Origin of the sequence: Marinobacterium nitratireducens (assembly GCF_014645375.1) — a bacterium.
Classification (GTDB): domain Bacteria; phylum Pseudomonadota; class Gammaproteobacteria; order Pseudomonadales; family Balneatricaceae; genus Marinobacterium_A; species Marinobacterium_A nitratireducens.
The window spans coordinates 95,118-116,241 of the sequence record NZ_BMLT01000002.1; the positions used below are offsets into that span (position 1 = coordinate 95,118).

A 21,124-nucleotide genomic window follows, 5' to 3' on the forward strand; every position below is an offset into this window, starting at 1 on the left:
TTATGCGGCTAGCCTTTCACTCGTAACTCGTCACCTTTTCCTCAACGCCGCCAGAAGATCGGCGTGAAGAGTACCAGCAGGGTAAAGACCTCGAGCCGGCCCAGCAGCATCGCGAAGCAGAGAATCCACTTGGCGGTGTCGTTGAGGTTGGCGAAATGTGTCGAGACGCCGCCAAGGCCAGGCCCCAGATTGTTGAGCGTGGCGCCGACCGCGGACCAGGCGGTGACCTGGTCGAGCCCGGTGCCCAGCAGCGCCACCAGCATCAGTACGAAAACGATCATGTAGACCGAGAAGAACCCCCAGACCGCTTCCAGCACCCGGTCCGAAATCGGCTTGTTGCCGAGTTTCACCGGGAAGATGGCATTGGGGTGAACCAGCCGTTTGATCTCGCGATAGCCCTGCTTGAGGATCAGCAGGATGCGGATGACTTTCATGCCGCCGCCGGTCGATGCCGCGCAGCCGCCGACGAAGGCCATCACGAACAGCATGAACGGCAGCATCACCGGCCAGTGCGCGAAATCGGCGGTGGCGAATCCGGTGGTGGTGGCAATGGAAACGACCATGAAGGCGGACCGGCGCAATGCCTCGTCCGGCTGGTAGGTGTTGGTCAGTACCAGCACGAACAATGAAATCAGCGTAACCACCACCAGCATACCGAGGTAGAAACGAAACTCCGGATCCTGGAAGTAGTGCAGCAGCGAGTGCGCCCGCCAGGAAAAGTAGTGCAGGCCGAAATTGATCCCGGATACCACCATGAAAAAGATGCAGATGGCCTCGATCGTCGGGCTGTCGAAATAACCGATGCTTTCATCGTGGGTCGAGAAGCCGCCGATGGCAACGGTCGAGAAGCTGTGGGCGATGGCGTCGAACGGCGTCATGCCGGCGAGCCAGTACCCGAGCGCGCAGGCGATTGTCAGCGACAGGTAGATGTACCAGAGCGCCTTGGCGGTTTCGGTAATGCGCGGCGTCAGCTTGGAGTCCTTGACCGGGCCGGGGGTTTCGGCGCGGTACAGCTGCATGCCACCGATGCCGAGCATCGGCAGTATCGCCACCGCCAGAACGATGATTCCCATGCCTCCGAGCCACTGCAGCTGCTGGCGGTAGAACAGTATCGAGGGCGGCAGGGCGTCGATGCCGGTCATCACCGTGGCGCCGGTCGTGGTCAGTCCGGAAATCGACTCGAACACGGCGTCGACCACCCGCAGGTGCGGATCGTCCGACAGCATCAGCGGTACCGCACCGAAAATGCCGAGCACCGTCCAGAACAGAACCGTGATCAGAAAGCCATCACGGGTGCGCAGATCCTGATGCACCCGGTAGACCGGCAGCCACATTGCGATGCCGGTGAGCAGGGTGATGGTGAAGCCGGTCAGGAAGGCGTAATGCGCACCGTCCTCGTAGAGGTGGGAGATCAGCAGCGACGGCAGCATCGTCAGGCTGAACAGCATCAGCAGGATGCCGAGAATTTTCAGTATTACCCGATAGCGCATTGCAGGTCCGTCTGATCAGAAGAAAGCGAGGCCTACCTGGAACAGCCGCTCGACCTCTCGGATTCGGCGTTTGTCCACCAGGAACAGGATGACGTGGTCGCCGTTTTCGATCACCACGTCGTCGTGGGCGATCAGTACCTCGTCGTTGCGTATGATGGCACCGATGGTGGTTCCCGGCGGCAGGTCGATTTCCTCGATCGCGCGCCCCACCACCTTGGAGCTGCGCTTGTCGCCGTGGGCCACCGCTTCCAGCGCTTCGGCGGCACCGCGCCGCAGCGAGTGCACCGCAGCTACGTCGCCGCGCCGGACGTGGGTCAGCAGCGAGCTGATGGTGGTCTGCTGCGGCGAGATCGCGATATCGATCACCCCGCCCTGCACCAGATCGACGTAGGCGGGGTTGTTGATCAGTGTCATCACGGTACGGGCACCGAGCCGCTTGGCCAGCATCGAGGCCATGATGTTGGCCTCGTCGTCGTTGGTCAGGGCGAGGAAGACATCGGTGTCCTCGATGTTTTCCTCGACCAGCAGGTCGCGATCGGACACGCTGCCGTGCAGCACGATGGTCTTGTCCAGCGTCTTGGCCAGCAGGTTGCAGCGCTGGATATTGCGCTCGATGATCTTGACCTGGAACTGGCTCTCGATGCTGGCGGCCAGGCGGGCGCCGATATTGCCGCCGCCGGCGATGATGATGCGCTTGTAGGGGTTGTCGAGCCGGCGCAGCTCGCTCATCACCGCGCGGATATCGCGCCGGGCGGCGATGAAAAACACTTCGTCGTCCGCCTCGATCACGGTATTGCCCTGCGGGATGATGGGCCTGTCCTGGCGGAAGATCGCCGCGACCCGGGTATCGACCGCGGGCATGTGCGCGCGCAGGTAGGAAATCTCCCGGCCGACCAGCGGTCCGCCGTAGTAGGCCTTGACCGCGACCAGCTGCGCCTGGCCTTCGGCGAAATCCAGTACCTGCAGCGCGCCGGGGTGCTGCAGCAGGCGCTGGATATGCCGTGTCACCAGCAGCTCGGGGCTGATCAGCACGTCGACCGGTATTGCCTGATTCTTGAAGATCTCGCCGCCCTTGCGCAGGTAGTCGTGCTCGCGCACGCGGGCGATCTTGGTCGGCACGTTGAACAGCGTGTGCGCCAGCTGGCAGCCGATCATGTTGACTTCGTCGCTGTTGGTGACGGCGATCAGCAGGTCGGCGTCCTGGGCGCCGGCGCGCTCTAGCACGCTGGGGTAGGATGCCTTGCCCTCGATGGTGCGGATATCCAGCCGGTCCTGCAGTTCGCGCAGGCGTCCGGGGTCGGAGTCGACGATGGTGATGTCGTTGGCTTCGATAGCCAGATGTTCGGCGACGGTGCCGCCTACCTGGCCGGCGCCCAGCAGGATGATTTTCATGGCTGTTCCCTGTCCTTTTCCAGCACAGCGTAGTAGAAACCGTCCTGTGCGCCCGGTTGCGGAAACAGCTGGCGTCCCACGGGCCGGGCCTGGCCCCAGGCGACGTCCAGCGGTCGTTCGGACGCCGCCGGGTTCGCTTTGAGAAAGCGGGCCAGCACGCGTTCGTTCTCCTGCGGAAAGATCGAGCAGGTGGCGTACAGCAGCCTGCCGCCCGGGCGCAGCATCGCCCAGCAGTTTTCCAGTATGGCCAGCTGCAGTTGCGCCAGCGTTTTCAGGTCTTCGCTGCGGCGCAGGTATTTGATGTCGGGATGGCGGCGAATGACCCCGGAAGCGCTGCAGGGGGCGTCCAGCAGAATGCGGTCGTAGGGCTGTCCGTCCCACCAGTCGCGGCTTGCGGCGTCGGCGATGTGAAGCTGGCAGTCGAGGCCGAGGCGTGCCAGGTTCTCGCGGATGCGTTCGGCGCGGCCGGCGTCGATTTCAACTGCATCCACCGCCGCCAGTCCGGGCTCGAGTTCGAGCAGGTGGCACAGCTTGCCGCCCGGTGCGGCGCAGGCATCCAGCACCCGCTCGCCGGGCGCCGGCTGCAGCAGCTCGGCCGCCAGCTGAGCGGCTTCGTCCTGCACGCTGGCGAGCCCCTCCGCAAAGCCCGGCAGCCGGCCGACATCGCAGGGCTCGGCGAGATAGACCGCCGCCGCTGAGTGGGCCCCCGGGTGGGCTTCGATTCCGCCTTGCGCCAGCTGCTCCAGGTAGTCCTGACGGGACAGCCTGGCGAGATTGACGCGCAGCGTCATCGGCGCCGGCTCGTCATTGGCCGCCAGGATCTGCTGCCAGTCCTGCGGCCAGTTGTGACGCAGCTTCTCGATCAGCCACTGCGGGTGGTTGTAGCTAAAGGTTTCGTCGTCGGCCAGCGCTGTCAGCAGCTCGTCGCGCCGGCGCTGAAAATTGCGCAGCACCGCATTGACCAGGCCCCGGGCCCAGGACTTGTCCAGCGCTTCGGTGGCGGCGACGGTTTCACTGATCGCCGCGTGCGGTGCGACCCGGGTCTGGTCGAGCTGATAAAGACCGATCAGCACCAGGGCGCGGACGTCGCTGTCGCGCTCCCGGAAGGGCTTCTTCAGCAGTTGCTCGGCTATGCACGAGAGCTTCGGTTCATAGCGCAGCGTGCCGTAGCACAGCTGCTGCAGCAGCGCGCGGTCGCGCGGTTCGCACTGCGCCAGTGTCGCCGGCAGGGAGGCATTGAGGGAGCCGCGGTGCTGCAGCAGCGGTGCCAGGGTCTTAGCGGCAAGGGCGCGCAGGTTCATGCGCCGCCCAGCCGTGTGCCGATGGCGAAGGTGTCGCGGCGGGCGTTGAGCATCGCCGCGGCGTCGAGCGCCTTGCCGCCCGGTAGCTGCACCCGGGTCAGACTCAGCACGCCCTCGCCGCAGGCGACCTGGATGCCGTCCCGGTCGGCGGCAACGATGGTGCCCGGAGGGTCATCGCAGGTCCCGTCCAGCGCTGTGGCGCCCCAGACCCGCAGGTTGTCGCCGCCGAGACGGGTGAACGCCACCGGCCAGGGGCTCAGTCCCCTCACCTGCTGCGCCAGCGCCTTCGCCGGCTGCCGCCAGTCCAGTTCGCCTTCCTGCTTTTCCAGCTTGTGGGCATAGGTCGCCAGGCTGTCGTCCTGCGGTTCACGCCGGATGGTGCCGGCGGCGATACCTTCGAGGCTGTCGCTCAGCGCTGCGGCGCCGATGACCGCCAGGCGGTCGTGCAGTTCGCCGCTGGACTCCTGGGCGCCGATGTCGCAGCGGGCCTTGAGCAGCATGTCGCCGGTGTCGAGCCCTTCGTCCATCTGCATGATGGTGACGCCGGTTTCGGCGTCACCGGCCAGTACCGCACGGTGAATCGGCGCCGCGCCGCGCCAGCGCGGCAGCAGCGAGGCATGCACGTTGATGCATCCCAGGCGCGGGATTTCCAGCACCGCCTTTGGCAGCAACAGACCGTAGGCCACCACCACCATCAGGTCGGGTTCGAGCGCCGCCAGCTCGGCCTGGGCCTCCGGATCCTTCAGCGACTGCGGCTGGCGCACCTCGATGCCGTGCTCCAGCGCCAGCGTCTTGACCGGGCTTGGGGTCAGCTTGCGGCCACGGCCGGCCGGACGGTCCGGCTGGGTGTAAACGGCGATGACGCGGTGCGGGCTGTCGAGCAGTGCCTGCAGGCTGGCGGCGGCGAAATCGGGGGTGCCGGCGAAGACGATGTTCAGCGGCTCGGGCATTGGTGGAGCTCCCATCGAAAAACAGGCCTGCGCGGAGCAGACCTGTTGATGTTACGGTACGGATGGCCGTTCAGACCGCCTGCTGTTCGAGGCGGTGCTTCTTCTCCAGCTTGCCGCGAATACGGTTGCGCTTGAGCGTGGAGAGATAGTCGACGAACAGCTTGCCGTCGAGATGATCGATCTCGTGCTGGATGCAGACCGCCAGCAGATCCTGGGCCTCGAATTCGAGCGCCTTGCCGTCGCGGTCCAGAGTCTTGACCCGGATATGGTTGGGTCTTGTGACGTTCTCGTAGAATCCGGGCACCGAGAGGCAGCCTTCCTGCATCTGCTCGAGCTCCTGATCCAGCACCTCGTATTCGGGGTTGATCAGTACCAGCGGCTCGCTGCGATCCTCGGAGAGGTCGATGGTGATCACACGAAGATGAACGTTGACCTGAGTCGCCGCCAGGCCGATGCCGGGGGCGTCGTACATGGTTTCGAACATATCGTCGATCAGCTGGCGGATTTCGTCAGTGACCTGCTCGACCGGCTCGGCGACGGTGCGCAGACGCGGGTCGGGGAATTCGAGAATGGTAAGTTTTGCCATGGGGTCCGTTTACAGGGTTGCAAAGTGCGCCATGAATGGCGAAATTCAACTATCAGCCTATTATACTGATATCATCGCTCAATGCATTGCGCCGTAGGCCTTGGAACGCTCGGTTGTAGGCGCTGAGGCAGACAAATCAAGGGAACTGGGTATGAAGAAACTGCTGTGCGGACTGCTGACCTGTCTGCTTCTCACTGTCTCGGTCGCCAAGGCGGAGGTGCGTGGTGACGTCATTCAGCTGCGGGAGAACCATCCATCTCAATACGTGGTCGTCAAGGGCGATACTCTCTGGGACATTTCCGGGCGCTTTCTGGCCCATCCCTGGCAATGGCCGAGTGTCTGGGAAGTAAACCCGCAGATATTCAACCCCCACCTGATCTACCCCGGTGACATCATCTATCTGACCTGGGTCGATGGTCAGCCGAGGCTGTCGCTCAAGCCCGGCACGGTTCGGCTCAGTCCACGGGCGCGCGTTTATCCGCTCGAAGACGCCATCCCGGCGATTCCGCTCAAGGACATCATCGCGTTTCTGAGCGATCACCTGGTCGCCGACGAGGATCTGCTGAAGGCCGCTCCTTACGTCGTCGGTGGTCGCAACGACAGCATCATCGCCGGTGCCGGCGACCGTGTTTACGCCCGCGGTCAGCTGCAGTCGGAAGAGCCGCTGCAGGCGATCTACCGCGCTTCCCGCGAATATCGAGACCCGCACAGCGGCGAGTTCCTCGGCTACGAAATGCTGAAGATCGCCGACACCGAAATCCCGGCCCGCAAGGATGACATCCTGACGCTGGATCTGAAGAAGACCCGCGAGGAAGTGCGGGTTCTGGACAGGGTCCTGCCGATCGAGGAAAGCCGTATCCAGTCGCTGTTCCAGCCGGCACCGGTGCCGGCCGGTACCGAAGGCCAGATTCTTTCGGTGCTCGGCGGTGTCGCCAAGATCGGGCAGTTCAACGCCGTGGCGGTCAACGTCGGCGCGCGCAACAACGTCGAACCCGGCAATGTGATGTCGATTTACCGTGCCGGCGAGCAGGTGCGTGACCCTGTCACCGGAGAGCTGGTCTCGCTGCCGGAAGAGCATGCAGGCCTGATGATGCTGTTCAAGGTCTTCGACAAGGTCAGCTACGGCCTGGTACTGAACGCCACCAACGTCATGTCGGTCGGCGACAAGGTTTACGAACCCGGACTCTGATTTCTTACCATGAGCAGCGATCCAAGGGACTGGATCGCTGCAAGCCTCCTGCCGGGAATCGGCGCTGTAGGACTGAAACGGCTTGCAGCGGCGCAGGTCCCGCCCTCCCGACTACTCGATGCCGACAGCGAAGCGCTGTCGCTTAGCGGTGCCCGCGTCGATACGGTGCGAGCACTGGATGCTCTGGCTGCCGGCCGTGGCGAACCTGCCGAGCGCCTCGAGCGCTGCCTGGAATGGCTGGATTCCGGTGCGGCGCGTTGTCTGTGCCCCGATGCCGAGGACTACCCCGCCCTGCTGTGGCAGATTCCCGATCCGCCCCCGCTGCTGTTCGTGCGCGGTGATGCCGGTTGCCTGGCGATGCCGCAGCTGGCGCTGGTCGGCAGTCGCCATGCCAGCCGTGCCGGCGCCGCCAATGCCTACGCCTTTGCCCGTGCGCTGAGCGAAGCGGGGCTGGTGATCACCAGCGGTCTGGCGCTGGGTATCGACGGCGCGGCGCACCAGGCGGCGGTGGATCGCGGTGCGGCCACGGTGGCGGTGTTCGGCACCGGGCTGGATAGGGTCTACCCGCGCCGTCACCGCAAACTGGCCCAGACGATCCTCGATACCGGCGGTGCCTGGGTCTCGGAGTGCCTGCCGGGTACCGCCCCCCTGCCGGGCAACTTTCCCCGTCGCAACCGCATCATCAGCGGCCTGAGTGCCGGCGTGCTGGTGGTCGAGGCGGCGCCCCGCAGCGGCTCGCTGATCACGGCCCGGATGGCGCTCGAGCAGGGGCGCGAGGTCTTCGCGATCCCCGGATCGATTCAGAACCCCGCGGCTCATGGCTGTCACCGGCTGATCCGCGAAGGCGCGGTGCTGGTGGAAACGGTGGCGCACGTGATCGAGCAGCTGGGGCCGTTGCTCGGCAGCTATCTGCCAGCGGAAACGCCGGCGCCGCTGCCCCAGGGCCTGTCAGAGCCGGAGGCCAACTTGCTCGATAAAATGGGGTATGATGTCGCCGGTATTGACCAGCTGGTGGTACTCACCGGGCTATCGGCGCCGGAGCTGATGCCGCTGCTGGTTTCTCTGGAACTCAAGGGCGCGATCGAGCCCGTGGCCGGCGGCTATCTGCGCCGGTAAGGGCGGGCGCCTGTGGCTCGTGACACTATATGAATTTCTGGCATCTGAATCAGGCGGTACGGGCGCTTCAGAACGGTGGCGTCATCGCGTACCCTACGGAAGCGGTCTGGGGACTGGGGTGCGACCCCTTCGATGAAACGGCGGTGCGGCGCCTGTTGCGCCTCAAGCGCAGGCCCGAGCACAAGGGGCTGATCCTGGTGGCGGCGGAGATGGCGCAGATTCAGCCGTTGCTGGACGGGCTCAGCGGCGAACAGCGGCGACAGCTGGCCGAGAGCTGGCCCGGTCCCGTAACCTGGTTGCTGCCGGATACGGCGGACTGGGTCCCCGGCTGGGTCAAGGGGCGTCACGACAGCGTTGCGGTCCGTATCAGCGACCACCCGGGAGTGCGGGCGCTGTGCGAGGCTTACGGCGGCCCCATTGTCTCGACATCGGCCAACCCGAGCACGGCTTCACCGGCACGCTCCAAGCTGAGAGTGAGCACCTACTTCGGCTCCGGGCTCGACTATATTCTGCCGGGCCGGCTCGGCGGGCTTGCGCGCCCGACACAGATACGGGATCTAGGCAGTAATCGATTTATACGAAAGTGAGCGTTGAGCAAACAGTAGAGAGTTGACAGTGTTGAGTTAACAGTGGCTGCCAGATGTTTTTACTGTTAACTGTCCACTGTTTACCGCTCGCTTACTGTTCACTCAATACTTGGCGAACATTCAATCTGTTGGTGACCGGATGACTCAACCCGATATTCAGGCGGTGAAGGCCTACCTGCTGGAATTGCAGGACCGGATCTGCAACACGCTCGAGCTGCTCGACGGCGCCGAGCGTTTCAGAACCGACCAGTGGACCCGTGAAGGCGGCGGCGGTGGCCGTACCAGGGTGATCGCGGATGGCGCCCTGTTCGAAAAAGGCGGCGTCAATTTTTCCCATGTCCACGGCGAGCAGCTTCCGGGCTCCGCCACGGCGCACCGCCCGGAGCTGGCCGGGCGCAGCTTTCAGGCCATGGGCGTATCGCTGGTGCTGCATCCCCACAACCCCTATGTGCCGACCTCCCACGCCAACGTCCGTTTCTTCATCGCCGAAAAGGACGGCGAGGACCCGGTCTGGTGGTTCGGCGGAGGCTTCGATCTGACGCCCTACTACGGCAACGAAGAGGACTGCAGGCACTGGCACCAGATCGCAAAGGCGGCCTGCGACCCCTTCGGCGCCGACATCTATCCCCGCTTCAAGAGCTGGTGCGACGACTATTTCCACCTCAAGCACCGCAACGAACCCCGCGGAGTCGGTGGCCTGTTCTTCGACGACTTCAACGAAGCGGGCTTCGACCAGAGCTTTGCGCTGATGCGCTCGGTCGGCGACGCCTTCCTCAAGGCTTACGTGCCGATCGTCGAACGCCGTCGCGACGACGAATACGGTGAGCGCGAACGCGATTTTCAGCTCCACCGGCGCGGCCGCTACGTCGAATTCAATCTGGTCTATGACCGCGGGACCCTGTTCGGACTGCAGTCCGGCGGTCGAACCGAATCGATCCTGATGTCGCTGCCGCCGGAAGTCCGCTGGAGCTACGACTGGCAGCCGGAACCCGGCAGCCGGGAAGCCGAGCTCTACGATATCTACCTGAAGCCCCGCGACTGGCTGGAGGGTGCCTGAATGGATCGCTATGCGGTATTCGGAAATCCCATCGGGCACAGCAAGTCGCCCCTGATTCACCGCGCCTTCGCGCAGCAGACCGGCCAGCCACTGACCTACGATGCGGTGCTGGTGCCGCAGGAAGGTTTCGAGATCGCGGTTGCCGATTTCTTCGATCATGGCGGCAAGGGACTGAATATCACGGTTCCGTTCAAGCAGCAGGCCTGGGCGGCGGCACAGTGGCGTACGCCCGCGGCCGAGCTGGCCGGAGCGGTCAATACCCTTTATCGCGATGCCCAGGGCCGCCTGTGCGGTGACAATACCGACGGCGTCGGCATGGTGAGGGACATCGTCGAGAACCACGGCGGCATGATTCGCGGCAAGCGGGTGCTGGTGCTTGGCGCCGGCGGCGCGGTGCGGGGCGTGCTGCAGCCGCTGCTCGAGCAGCGGCCCGAGACGCTGGTAATCGCCAATCGCACGGTCGCCCGTGCCGAGGAGCTGGCGTGCCTGTTCGAACACCTGGGTCCGGTACGCGGCTGCGGCTTCGACGATCTCGACGGTCAGGTTTTCGATCTGGTGATCAACGGTACCGCAGCCAGTCTCGCCGGCGAGCTGCCTCCCCTGCCGTCGGGGCTGCTGGAAAACGGCGCCTGGTGCTATGACATGATGTATGCGGCCGAGAGCACGCCGTTTTGCGACTGGGCGCGGGCGCAGGGGGCGTCGGTGGTGCTCGACGGTCTGGGCATGCTGGTCGAGCAGGCGGCCGAGTCATTTGCCATCTGGCGCGGGACAAGGCCCGAAACCGGGACCGTTGCGAGGCAGGTGCGTGAGGCATTAACTGCTTGATTGATCGAAGATAAAGGCGCGGACAAGCGCCTTTTTTCGCCTTGCATGGGGCCCCTGTGGGCAGGTATAAAAGGGAAAACTGCCCAGTGGAGTAGCAGCTCTGTCAGCTGTTGGTGTCAGGGCTCCCGCCGGCTGAGCGCGTCAATAGCATCTGACGGAGCTGTCATGCATGGATAAGCTGAAGCCGTTACCCCCGGAAGCCCTGTACCGCACCTGCGAAGCCGACTTGCTGCCGTTCAGGACCACCGAGACGCTGGAGCCCTTTTCCGGTTTCTTCGGTCAGGAAAGGGCCATCGAAGCCATGGAGTTCGGCATCGGCATGCGCCGGCCGGGTTACAACCTCTTCGTGATGGGCAACCCTCACACCGGCCGTTTTTCCTTCGCGATGGAAAGCCTGCGCAATATCGCCAAGAAGGAGCGCAACAAGCCCAAGGACTGGTGCTACCTCAATAACCTGTCCGACTCCCGCTATCCGCTGGCGCTGGAATTTCCGGCCGGCAAGGCCGGCCAGTTCCGCAAGGATATCGGTCGCATGATCGAGGCGGTACTCACGGAACTGCCGGCGGCCTTCGAAAACCCCGGCTACCAGCGTCAGAAGAGCCGCATCGAGCGCGACTTCAACCGCCGCTACGAACAGGCGATCGACGATGTCGAGCGCCGCGCCCGCGATCACAGCATCGCCCTTTACCGCGACGCCGGCTCCATCGGATTTACCCCGGTGGCCGACGGCCAGGCCATGGATGAAGCCGCCTTCTCGCAGCTGCCGGAGGAAGTACGGGACAATTTCGGCCACGCTATCAGCGAGCTCGAGGACTACCTCAATGACAGTCTCACCGAGCTGCCCAAGTGGCGTCGCGAAGCCGCCGAACAGCTACGTCGGCTCGACCGTGAAACCGCCCACCACGCGGTATCGCCGCTGATCCAGACGCTGAAGGAAAAGTACGCCAATATCAGCGGCGTGCCCGAGTATCTGACCCGGCTCGAGGTCACGCTGGTGCGCAACTCCGGTGATATCGTCGGCGAGGACAGCCCGCTGGAAACCAAGACCGATGCCGCCCGCCGCAGTTACATGGAGGAGAGCTACGGCGTCAATCTGCTGGTCGACAACGGCAAAACCAAGGGCTCGCCGGTGGTGCACGAAAGCCACCCGAACTACGAGAACCTGTTCGGGCGCATCGAATACAACTCCGAAATGGGGGCGATGGTCACCAACTTCACCCTGATCCGTCCCGGTGCGCTGCACCGCGCCAACGGCGGCTATCTGGTGCTGGAGGCGGAAAAACTGCTGGAGCAGCCCTATGTTTACGGCGCGCTGAAGCGGGCGCTCAAGGCGCATGAGATCCGTATCGAGAACCCGGTCAGCGAGTACACCGGGATCAGTACCATCACGCTGAGCCCGCAGCCGATTCCGCTCAACGTCAAGGTGGTGCTGATCGGTGGCCGCGACATGTACTACCTGCTGCAGGAGCTGGATCAGGATTTCGAAAAGATGTTCCGTGTGGTGGTCGACTTCGACGAGGACGTCGAGCGCCGCCCCGCGTCGATCCGCAACTACGCGCGGCTGATGAAGACCCTCGCCGACGAGGAGGGGCTGGCGCCCCTGACCCGGCGGGCGGTGGCCCGGCTGGTCGAGCACAGCTCGCGGCTGGCGGAGGACCAGGAACTGCTGTCGGCGCATATCGGCGAGCTGGTGGATCTGCTCTGCGAGGCCGATTATAAACGCGTCAAATCCGGCGATGAGCTGATCAACGACCACCATGTGGAAATGGCGCTGGACGCCAAGGAAAAGCGCACCGGACGGCTGGCGCAGAAGATACTCGACAGCATCCTCAACGAAACGGTCCTGATCGACAGCGACGGCGACGCGGTCGGCAAGTGCAATGGCCTGACCGTGCTGCAGGTGGGCGATGTTGCCTTCGGCACGCCGGCCCGTATCACCGCCACGGTGCATCCGGGCACCAAGGGCATCATCGATATCGAGCGCGAGGTCACGCTGGGGCAGCCTATCCACTCCAAGGGCGTGCTGATCCTGTCCGGCTATCTCGGCCACAAGTACACCCAGGACTTTCCACTGACGCTCTCGGCCAGCATCGCGCTGGAGCAGTCCTACGGCTATGTCGATGGCGACAGCGCCTCGCTGGCCGAAATCTGTACGCTGATCTCGGCCCTGACCCATATTCCGATCCGTCAGCAATATGCGATTACGGGCTCCATCAACCAGTACGGCGAAGTGCAGGCGATCGGCGGCGTCAACGAGAAGATCGAGGGCTTCTTCAAGCTGTGCACCACCCGGGGCCTCAACGGTCACCAGGGCGCGGTCATCCCGAAGGCCAACGTGCGCAACCTGATGCTGAAGAAAGAGGTCATGGACGCGGTGCGCGACGGGCAGTTCCATATCTATGCCGTCGAGACCGTCGATCAGTGCCTGGAGATCCTGACCGGGCGCAACGCCGGCCATCTCAAAGACGACGGCACCTTCACCCAGCGCAGCGTCAATCATGCGGTGACCAAGCGCCTGCGCGAAATCGCCAAGGCCAAGGCCTGACGGCCAGGGACGGACAATCAATATGATATTACGACGCAGGAGCCTCGGGCTCGGCTTTGCGGTACTGCTGTCTTCTGCGGCCGGACAGGCCGCCACCGGGGCTGTCCAGCTCGAACAGGGCTGGCAGCAGGAGACCCGGGACGAGGTTCATCATCTCGGTTTCGGCTCCCGGGTCCTGCCCTACGCCTGGCTGTTGGCGCTGGAGCTGGCCGACAGTTCCGAACTGCTGCGCAGCGATGCGTCCCTGGCGCGACTGGGTTTCATCCCGTCGGACTCAGGTCCCGGCAATCCTGACGCCCTGCCCATCGGCTTCAGCCGCACGACCGACGATCAGGGCGAGGTTTGGGCCGGCCTCACCTGCGCCGCCTGCCATACCGGCGAACTGCGCTATGGCGACCAGTCGTTGTTGATCGAAGGGGGTCAGGCCCTGATCGATTACAGCGGTCTGGAACTGGCCCTGACCGAATCCCTGAGCGCGACGCTGGCGGACGAACGCAAGTTCGCCCGTTTCCTGACGCGCATTCAGCCGGCCGACAGCGGCCGGCTGCGGGAGCAGATGGAAAAGCGCCTGGACTACCTCAGGCAACGGCAGGCGATGAACCGGTCGGATACCCCCTATGGCCCCGGGCGTCTCGACGCTTTCGGCCAGATCTTCAATACCGTCGCCGTCGAACTGCTCGGCATCCCCGAAAATGCCCGCCCGGCAGACGCCCCGGTCAGTTTTCCGTTCCTCTGGGGCGCGCCACACCTGGATCTGGTGCAGTGGAACGGCTCGGCCCCCAATAAGGCGCCGGGTCCGCTGGTGCAGAATGTCACCACCGCGCTGGCGGTCTACGGCAGTGCCGATCTTCGGTCGCATTCCGGCGCTGCCGGCTATCCGAGTTCGGTGGAACTGGAGAATCTCGGTGCGCTGCAGGCGCATTTCTACGGGCTCGAGGCGCCACGCTGGCCGCAGGAGGTGCTGGGGGCACTGGATCCGGCGAAGCGTGATCGCGGCGAGGCGCTTTACCGTGACAACTGCGCTCGCTGCCACGCGCTGAGCGAGCGCGGACAGCCACACCGGGAGCTGCGTGCCACCCTGGTGCCGCTGGCGGAGATCGGTACCGATGACCGCATGGCGCGTCACTTCGTCGATGCCACCGCCGCCACCGGAGAGCTGGAGGGTCGTCACAAGATGGTGCTGGCCGGGGAGCGTTTCGGCCAGCAGGCCCGTACCGTCGATCTGGTGATTCACGCCGCCATCGGCGCGACCCTGCGCCATCCGCTGGATGCGGTGCGTGTAACACTGGAGGACTATCACGCCGTGTACAGTGCCACGGTCAGTGACAGTCCCGAGTTCTACAAGGCACGGCCGCTCAGCGGCGTCTGGGCCACCGCTCCGTTTCTGCACAACGGCTCGGTACCGACCCTGTACGATCTGTTGCTGCCGCCGGAGCAGCGACCGGACCGCTTCCGGCTCGGTAGCCGGGAGCTGGATCCGCATAAGGTGGGCGTCAGCGGTGGCGACAGTCTTTTCGATACCCGGCTTGCGGGTAACGGCAACGGCGGTCACCGCTACGGCACCGGGCTTGGCGATGAGGATCGCTACGCGCTGATCGAATACCTCAAGAGCCTCTGAGCCGGCCTTCCCGGCTCAACCGATTGAATGGAAAGGACATGAGAAGAACAAGAAACATGGCGTCGCTGGGCCTGGGCGCGCGCCTCTGGCTGGCGTTTGGCTGGCTGCTCAAGCGCGTGCTGGGCCTGATGGTGCTGCTGGCTGTCCTGGCGTTTGGCGCCTTCGCCTGGTTCGTGCTCTGGCCGGTGGCGACGGTGCCGCCGCCGGAGCCGGTCGACGAACTGGTCTACCTCGATCAGGGCTGGAGTCAGGCCGATCGCGAGCTCTACTACTACACCCCGCAGGGCACCTCCATGCCCCAGGGCGCCAGCCGCGGCGCCCTGCGCTATGACTGGTTCGTCCACCTGCGTCTGCCGTTCTCCGATCAGCGCTTCGCCGATCCGGAACATCTGCGTCGCTACCGCTTCCTGGTCGATCCGGCACCGACGCCGCAAAACCCGGATCTGCTGCCGGTCGGCTTCAGCCGGCATTTCGACACTGCGATCGGTGAGGAAGTGCTGGATATCAGCTGTGCCGCCTGTCACAACGGCGAGTTGCACTTCAGCCGTGGCGGCAGGACCTTCGGGCTGCGTGTCGACGGCGGTCAGGCGATGCACGCGCTGACCGACAGCAGTCGCGGCCAGTTCGCTCCCATGCTGCTGGCGTCGCTGGCCTGGACGGCGGTGAATCCGTTCAAGTTCGATCAGTTCGCCCGCGATGTGCTCGGTACCCGCTATCCCGCCGCCAAGGGTACCCTGCGGCGCAATCTCTGGACCTCGCTGCGCCACTTCGTCAGTGACCCGCAGAACAACCCGATCGCGCACTTCTACCCTGTCGAGGAAGGCTACGGTCGTACCGATGCTCTGGGTCGTATCGGCAACACCGTGTTCGGCGATCATCTGGTCAGCGACAATCTTCAGGTCGGCTCGGCGCCGGTGAGCTATCCCTATCTGTGGAATATCTGGAAATTCGACTGGGTGCAGTACAACGGTTCGGTTGCGCAGCCGCTGGCCCGCAATATCGGCGAAGCGCTGGGGGTGGGTGCCCGTATCCCGCTGCTCAGCGATACCGGCGCACCGCTGCCGGAGCCGGAGCGTTTTCGCAGTTCGGTGCGGGTGCCGGAGCTGGTCAAAATCGAAGGGACGCTGCAGCGTCTGCAGCCGCCGGCCTGGCCCGAGGACATTCTCGGCCCTGTCGACCGCGGGCTGGCGACCACCGGCCGCGAGTTGTTCGTCGAGCATTGCCAGGGCTGCCATGGTCCTCATGTCGCCGGCGCTGCGCGACAGCAGGCCTATGCGCCGCTGAAGCCGTTCCCGGGCATGGAGTGGCGCATCGAGGTGATCCCGACGTCGCATATCGGTACCGACCCTGCGGCGGCGCAGGGTTTCCTCGAGCGCCGCTACGATCTGCGCGCCACCGGGCTCGACAACGAGGATATCGATCAGGCGCTGCGCCCACTGCTGCATCGCCAGCTGACGCGAGAAGTGCGTTACCGTCTCGCTGAAGTGGTGCGCTGGCGTGCCGTCGCGCAGCTGCCGCTGGGTGATCTGCCGTCGCTGCTGGCGAGCTATCCGGCCGAGTCCGCGGATGGCCGGCTGCCGCAGGCGCAGTTCGACAGTATTCGGGCGGCCCTGGAGGCCCAGGCCGAGCCGCTGCCGCCGGTTCCCGACGCCGCCACGCCCCCGCCGGACCCGCTGGACTGTGATCTGTCCTGCCAGACGCAGGCGCTGTTGTGGAATCTGCAGCATGGCGCCGAGCATGCCGCGGCAACGCTGGCGGCGCTCGACGTCAGCCGGCTGAGCGAGGGCGAGGCGCTCAATGTGACCGGTATCCTGATCAAGAACCGTTATTTCAGGGATCACAATATCGGCTTCGAGCAGCAGCAGTGTATCGAGGGCTTCGGTACCCTGGATCTGCCGCAGCAGATCGAAGGTTACAAGCCGCGGCCGCTCGCGGGTGTCTGGGCAACCCCCCCGTTCCTGCACAACGGTTCGGTGCCGACCATCTATCAGCTGCTGTCGCCGCCCGACAGTCGCGACCGCCGCTTTCTGGTGGGATCGCGGCAGTACGACCCCGAGCGCCTGGGCTACCTGGTGATCAGCGACCGCGACGCCACCGGCGAAGAGCGCGGCTTCTGGTTCGATACCCGGGACGCGGGCAATGGCAACGGCGGTCACGCCTTTGTGGCCGATCCGGTGCTCTGGGAGCGGCATCAGGCGGATCCCGGTGCCAATCCGATGCCGCGCGGGGTCATAGGCCCGCTGCTGAGCCACCATCAGCGACTGGCGCTGATCGAATATCTCAAGATCCACCGTGACGGACCGGCGACACCTGCAGACTACCGCGCGTCGGACTGCGGACTCTCGGACGGCACGCAATGAACGACTTGACGGGCGTCGGGGCGGCGCAACCGCAACGCTATACGCGCGACTTCGACGAGGTGTTGCGGCATGAGCGGGACTGGATCGGGCGTCGCCGCCGGGCGAACGGCAGCCGGGCGGAGGACGCACCTTTGGTCGGCCTGGCGCTATCGGGCGGCGGTATCCGCTCGGCAACCTTCAACCTCGGCATTCTGCAGGCGCTGTCACGCTCGGGCCTGCTGCCCCAGGTCGACTATCTGTCCTCCGTGTCCGGGGGCGGCTACATCGCCTCCTGCCTGAGCTGGCTCAGGCATCAGTTGCCGATGAGCGAGCGCCGTGATCTCGGCGGCGTGGAGCTGGCCAGCGGCGAGGGAACGGTGCTGGACTGGCTGCGGGCCCGCGGCAATTACCTTATCAATGGCCGCGGCTTTTCCGGCTGGACCCTGGGGGGCGCCATGCTGGCGGGTACCCTGCTCAACCTGGTGGTACTGCTGCCATTGCTGCTCGGGCTGGTGGCGCTGATGAGCGCCAACTGGCTGGGCAGCGCCTGGCCGGCCTGGCTGCACCTGCCCGGCGCAGAGACGATCAGGGGACACGACGGCTTCCGTCTGCTGCTGCTGTCGGCACCGTTGCTGCTCGGACTCTATCTGGCGGCCATGCTTGCCTTCGCGCTCAGCTCGTCGCCGGCACTGGAGCGCCGGCTGCCCATCAACCGGCTGCGGACCCTGATGGGCTCGCTGCTGGCTGCGGCGACGGCTGCGCTGGGCGTCGGTCTGCTGCCGGTGCTCACGGGGCTGGAAGAGTCGGTGCTGCACTATTTCGATCACAGGGGGGCGGCGGGCCTGAGTCGCCACCTGACCTATCTGCTGCCGATGCTGACCGGCATCATGTCGATTCGGGCCTCCCGTGCCCGCTCCGGCACCTTCGCCGTGCTCGGAGTCTCGCTGCTGTGTTACAGCCTGCTGACGCTGCTTTATCATCTCAGCGCCCACACCGCCCTGGTCGGCTCCGGGGCCTACTACATCTGGCTCGGTATCTCGCTGCTGCTGGCGCTGGTCTGCAATATCAATGCGCTTTCGCTGCACAGCTATTACCGCGGCCGGCTGGCCAATGCCTATCTGCCGGTGGTCGCGGCCGGCGGCGATATGGCCGATCCGCTGCACTTCCGCCTGGCGGATCTCGACCCCGATACCGGAGCGCCGCTGCACCTGATCAACACCACCCTGAATACCAGCAGCTCGAAGCAGGAAAGACTGCGCAGCCGCCGCGGCGAGTCGCTGTTTCTCAGTCCGCTCTACTGCGGCTCTTCGGCCACCGGCTTTCGCCTGTGTCGCGACTGGCTCGACGGCAATCTCAGCCTGTCGACGGCCTTCGCGGTGTCCGGCGCCGCCGTGGACCCCAATACCTATGCCACCAGTTCGAGGGCGCTGAGCCTGCTGATGACGCTGCTCAACCTGCGGCTCGGCTACTGGACCCGCAATCCGGCGAGCGAGCGCCGGAGCAACTGGTTGCCCGGCTGGTACCGCTACATGTTCAGGGAAATGTCCGGTCGCGGGCTGGCCGAGACCGAACCCGACGTTCACCTCTCGGACGGTGGCCACTTCGAGAACCTGGGGCTGTATGAGCTGGTACGGCGTCGCTGTCGCTACATCATTGTCTGCGATGCCGGCGCCGACCCGAACACGACGCTGTTCGACCTCGGGCGTGCCGTGCAGCGTGCGCGCGCCGACTTCGGCGCCCAGATCGAACTCGAGGTGGAGTCGCTGCATGCCCCGGACAGCCCGCTGCGCCGGGCCATCCGCTTCGGCCGGGTGCGCTATGCCGACGGCAGCATGGGCGAAGTCCTGTACGTCAAGGCGTCGCTGAGCGAGGACCTCAGCGCCGATATCTATGCGTACTGGCGCGCCAACCCCGACTTCCCCAACCAGACCACGACCGACCAGTTCTTCGACGAGATGCAGTTCGACTGTTACCGCCAGCTGGGTCTCGAGGTGATGGCGGGCGTGATCGCGGATGCCGCCGGCATCGAGCAGCTGTTCCAGCGCCGGCACAGCGACGAGCGCGTCGGCAGGCCGCCGGTAACGGCGCCGTTGCAGGGCTGATCGAGACTGAACCTGCAGATACCACGGATGGTGTCTGTCACACGATACAAAACGCCGTACAGGGACAGTTTTGGCGTCAAAGCATGGAGAGCCGCCCTGCGGCTAGGGAACAGGTGTCGACAAACCCCGCGAAAAGCACAATAAAACCGTATCGCGCCTTGCTCAGCGTTCTGTTGCTGCTGTCGGCCCTGGTGCCGGGGCTGAGCCTGGCTGCCGGGCAGGCTGAAAGCGCAACCGGCGCGCTGGACATGCGCGGTATCGAGCGCGTCAAGCTGGACCCCTGGCTGGAACTGCTCGAGGATACCGGTGGTCGCCTGCGTTTCGAGGATGTCTCGAAGCCCGGGCAGGCGCAGGCGTTTCATGCGCTCGGCGAGCGCGCTCCCAACTTCGGCTTCAGCGACTCGGCCTGGTGGGTGCGTTTCCGGCTGGCAAACCCCTCGCAAAGGCCGCTGAGCGTGGTGATTCGGCAGGACTACCCGCTGATCGACCACGTTGACTTCTGGAGCCGGGACGAATCGGGCCTGTGGCAGCGGGTGACAACCGGCGACCGGCTGCCGTTCGACTCCCGGCCGATCAACAACCGTACCTTCCTGTTTCCGGTTGAGCTGCCGGCCGGCAGCGAAAGCACCTTCTACCTGCGTTTCGAGAGCGCGGGGCCGGTCAATATCGGACTTTTCGCCCACGACACCACCAACCTGTTCGATCTGATCACCCACGAATACCTGGCCATGGGGATCTATTACGGCGGCTTCATCGTGCTGCTGGTGTACAACCTCATCATGTTCCTGACCGTACGCGAGCGGGCTTTCCTGGAATACCTGCTGTACGTGCTCAGCTACGGTCTCTATATGTCCGTGCACAACGGGCTGAGCTTCCAGTATCTCTGGCCCGGAAACGCCTGGCTGGCCAATCAGAGCCTGCTGTTGCTGCTGGCGCTTTCGCTGCTCGGCTGCATTCGCTTCACCCGCACGATTCTGACGACGGAATCGCTGGCGCCGCTCGCCGACCGCATCGCCCGGCTGCTGGAGGTGAGCATGGTGCTGGCGTTTGCCCTGACGCCTTTCGTTGAATACCGCACTTTGATCGTGCCGATGTCGTTTGCGACCGCGCTGATCTGTCTGCACATGCTGCTGATGGGGGTTCTGGCGCTGTGGCGGGGTTCGCGACCGGCGCGTTATTACATGGTCGCCTTTACGGCGCTGCTATCCGGGGTACTCGCGTACATGCTGAAAACCTTCGGTTTGCTGCCCCACAACGTTTACACCCAGAACGCCTTCCAGATCGGCTCGCTGATCGAGATGGTGCTGCTGAGTCTGGCGGTCGGATCACGTATCGGCGAGCTGCGCGACCGCGGCTACCTCGACGCTCTGACCCAGCTGCACAACCGCCGCTATTTCAACGATCAGGTGGCGAAGGAGTTCTACCGGGCACGCCGGCGCAAACGTCCCCTGTCACTGCTGGTGCTGGATATCGATCACTTCAAGCAGTTCAACGACCGTTTCGGACATGCACGGGGCGACCAGGCCCTGAAAGCGGTCGCTCAGGTGCTGGCAACCTCGGTGCGCAAACCCAACATGCCCTGTCGCTACGGCGGCGAGGAATTCGTGGTGATTCTGCCGAACACCAGCGAGTCGCAGGTTCAGGTGGTGGCGGAGCGGATTCGCCGCGAGGTGGAGGCGTCTACGGCCGAAACCTTCAAGCTCAGCGTCAGTATCGGGCACGCCACCAAGGCGCCGGGCGTGTTCGGCAACCCGCAGGATCTGTTCATTGCCGCGGACTTCGCTCTCTATACCGCCAAGGACGGCGGGCGCAACCGCGTTGTGGGCTACCGTGACTGCGAGTCCAAGCGCGAGGGTGATGCAACCTCGGCGCCCTTGCGCACTTTCGAGGCGCCTGCGGGTTCCGGTCGCTGAGACCCGCGCCGCTGTAGGTTCGGGGGCCGGCGTGCCCCTTCTCGCCCCGGCTGGACTTACCACACTTCACGCCAGTTGCTTGATAGTTTGCGACAGCGGTCTATTACGCTGTCG

At 64.8% G+C, this 21,124-nt stretch carries 15 protein-coding genes; 10 read left to right on the plus strand and 5 right to left on the minus strand.

Annotated elements, in window-relative coordinates; all coding sequences use genetic code 11:
- Nucleotides 1-41: 41 nt before the first annotated feature.
- The 5 genes from IEX85_RS03465 to def form a co-directional block, all read right to left on the minus strand.
- Nucleotides 42-1,490 (minus strand): TrkH family potassium uptake protein, encoded by a 1,449-nt coding sequence (locus IEX85_RS03465; protein ID WP_188858352.1) that lies wholly within the window; start codon nt 1,488-1,490, stop codon nt 42-44.
- Between the two features lie 15 nt (nt 1,491-1,505).
- Nucleotides 1,506-2,882: a Trk system potassium transporter TrkA gene (trkA, locus tag IEX85_RS03470; protein WP_188858353.1), complete on the minus strand. Its 1,377-nt coding sequence runs from the start codon at nt 2,880-2,882 to the stop codon at nt 1,506-1,508.
- A complete protein-coding gene (gene rsmB, locus IEX85_RS03475) occupies nt 2,879-4,183 on the minus strand; it encodes a 16S rRNA (cytosine(967)-C(5))-methyltransferase RsmB (protein ID WP_188858355.1) in 1,305 nt (434 codons plus the stop codon). Before rsmB ends, trkA begins: the two co-directional genes overlap by 4 nt.
- The gene (gene fmt, locus IEX85_RS03480) at nt 4,180-5,133 is read right to left on the minus strand and encodes a methionyl-tRNA formyltransferase (protein WP_188858356.1); all 954 of its coding nucleotides are present in this window, start codon (nt 5,131-5,133) and stop codon (nt 4,180-4,182) included. The genes rsmB and fmt overlap by 4 nt, the downstream gene beginning before the upstream one ends.
- A 70-nt stretch (nt 5,134-5,203) precedes the next feature.
- Complete coding sequence (gene def / locus IEX85_RS03485; RefSeq protein ID WP_188858358.1) at nt 5,204-5,719, minus strand: peptide deformylase; 516 nt, start codon at nt 5,717-5,719, stop codon at nt 5,204-5,206.
- Nucleotides 5,720-5,870: 151 nt separating this feature from the next.
- On the opposite strand from def, the gene IEX85_RS03490 reads away from it, so the two are divergent.
- The 10 genes from IEX85_RS03490 (at nt 5,871) to IEX85_RS03535 (ending at nt 21,010) form a co-directional block, all read left to right on the plus strand.
- On the plus strand, nt 5,871-6,908 hold the full coding sequence (locus tag IEX85_RS03490) for a LysM peptidoglycan-binding domain-containing protein (RefSeq protein ID WP_188858360.1): 1,038 nt from the start codon (nt 5,871-5,873) through the stop codon (nt 6,906-6,908).
- A gap of 9 nt (nt 6,909-6,917) precedes the next feature.
- Entirely contained in the window at nt 6,918-8,024 is a 1,107-nt protein-coding gene (dprA, locus tag IEX85_RS03495) for a DNA-processing protein DprA (protein ID WP_188858362.1), read from the plus strand.
- Between the two features lie 29 nt (nt 8,025-8,053).
- Nucleotides 8,054-8,611 carry an L-threonylcarbamoyladenylate synthase type 1 TsaC gene (gene tsaC / locus IEX85_RS03500; protein ID WP_188858364.1) on the plus strand — a complete coding sequence of 186 codons (558 nt, stop codon included), beginning with the start codon at nt 8,054-8,056 and terminating at the stop codon, nt 8,609-8,611.
- Between the two features lie 139 nt (nt 8,612-8,750).
- The gene (gene hemF / locus IEX85_RS03505; protein WP_188858366.1) at nt 8,751-9,668 is read left to right on the plus strand and encodes an oxygen-dependent coproporphyrinogen oxidase; all 918 of its coding nucleotides are present in this window, start codon (nt 8,751-8,753) and stop codon (nt 9,666-9,668) included.
- On the plus strand, nt 9,669-10,493 hold the full coding sequence (gene aroE / locus IEX85_RS03510) for a shikimate dehydrogenase (protein WP_188858368.1): 825 nt from the start codon (nt 9,669-9,671) through the stop codon (nt 10,491-10,493).
- A 169-nt stretch (nt 10,494-10,662) separates the two neighbouring features.
- Nucleotides 10,663-13,038 carry a Lon protease family protein gene (locus tag IEX85_RS03515; protein ID WP_188858369.1) on the plus strand — a complete coding sequence of 792 codons (2,376 nt, stop codon included), beginning with the start codon at nt 10,663-10,665 and terminating at the stop codon, nt 13,036-13,038.
- Between the two features lie 22 nt (nt 13,039-13,060).
- Nucleotides 13,061-14,656 carry a di-heme-cytochrome C peroxidase gene (locus IEX85_RS03520; protein WP_229721778.1) on the plus strand — a complete coding sequence of 532 codons (1,596 nt, stop codon included), beginning with the start codon at nt 13,061-13,063 and terminating at the stop codon, nt 14,654-14,656.
- 38 nt (nt 14,657-14,694) lie between these two features.
- Entirely contained in the window at nt 14,695-17,016 is a 2,322-nt protein-coding gene (locus tag IEX85_RS03525) for a c-type cytochrome (RefSeq protein ID WP_188858371.1), read from the plus strand.
- Nucleotides 17,013-19,097 (plus strand): patatin-like phospholipase family protein, encoded by a 2,085-nt coding sequence (locus IEX85_RS03530; protein ID WP_229721779.1) that lies wholly within the window; start codon nt 17,013-17,015, stop codon nt 19,095-19,097. Before IEX85_RS03525 ends, IEX85_RS03530 begins: the two co-directional genes overlap by 4 nt.
- A 158-nt stretch (nt 19,098-19,255) precedes the next feature.
- Complete coding sequence (locus IEX85_RS03535; protein ID WP_229721780.1) at nt 19,256-21,010, plus strand: diguanylate cyclase; 1,755 nt, start codon at nt 19,256-19,258, stop codon at nt 21,008-21,010.
- The last annotated feature ends 114 nt before the right edge of the window (nt 21,011-21,124 follow it).